General features: G+C 50.5%; 1 protein-coding gene. It reads left to right on the top strand.

Translation table 11 applies throughout. The features are described 5' to 3' along the window. Positions 1 to 342: 342 nt before the first annotated feature. Positions 343 to 535, top strand: a 193-nt coding sequence (locus HT737_RS30600; RefSeq protein WP_182404688.1) for a cold-shock protein, incomplete at its 3' end; no start/stop codon positions are given.

The following is a 535-nucleotide window of genomic DNA, read 5'->3' as shown; positions in this document are numbered from 1 at the left end:
GAATAGCGAGGTGGAAAAAAATCTGTCCGGCATCTTACCGGGCGCGCCGCCGGGTTCAAAGTGTGCGCTGCAATTCTCGGCGTACACGCTGGAAATACGCGTCCTGGCGACGAAGCGTCACACCGCCGATCCTTAAAACAGAGAAACCTTCGCAAGAAGCATTGGCACGTTCCGGAAAAAGGGTTAAGGTGGCGCCACTGTGCTGCTTGTGTCACTGAGAATCTCTACACGATATGTTGAATTTCGATCCAACCATCTACAAGAATTTTTCCTGCTCTTTGCACTCAGTCTCGGCCAGGGTTCTTCCTGAGTCGCAGTTATCTTTGTTCAAGGAGTTACACCATGTCTAATCGCCAAACCGGTACCGTTAAGTGGTTCAACGATGAAAAAGGCTTCGGCTTCATCACTCCACAATCCGGTGACGACCTGTTCGTTCACTTCAAAGCTATCCAATCCGACGGCTTCAAAAGCCTGAAAGAAGGCCAACAGGTTTCTTTCATCGCTACCCGCGGTCAGAAAGGCATGCAAGCTGAAG

Origin of the sequence: Pseudomonas sp. MD195_PC81_125 (assembly GCF_014060985.1) — a bacterium.
GTDB classification, from domain to species: Bacteria; Pseudomonadota; Gammaproteobacteria; order Pseudomonadales; family Pseudomonadaceae; genus Aquipseudomonas; species Aquipseudomonas parakoreensis.
The sequence above is the reverse complement of the archived record's forward strand: the minus strand, read 5'-3'. Positions and strand labels throughout refer to the sequence as shown.